Here is a 254-nt window from a genome sequence, read left to right on the forward strand (position 1 = left end):
TTTCAACATTATCAATAAAAGCTGGTCCCACACCTTTGTTTCCAATTACAAACTTAAAATTGTTGTCGTACTCACTATACCATTGGTTTAAGTGAGGAAGTACGGATGCACTTTGCTGCATTTGTGTAAGTCTGTTTTCTTCCCTGGCCAAGTACGATTGGTATAGTAAAGCGATAAGTGAAATAACACTTATAAATAGAGCAGACGTGCTCATAATTTTATCAGTGGTCCAGTTGATTTTTTTTCTGGATTTT

General features: G+C 35.4%; 1 protein-coding gene. It reads right to left on the reverse strand.

All coding sequences use genetic code 11. The annotated features are described in order from the left end of the window. Positions 1–214: hypothetical protein (locus tag ACRHNM_RS17395; protein WP_431137908.1), on the reverse strand; the 214-nt coding region annotated here is incomplete at its 3' end. Between the last annotated feature and the right edge of the window lie 40 nt (positions 215–254).

Source organism: Psychroserpens mesophilus (assembly GCF_050617655.1).
Taxonomy (GTDB): Bacteria; Bacteroidota; Bacteroidia; order Flavobacteriales; family Flavobacteriaceae; genus Psychroserpens; species Psychroserpens mesophilus_A.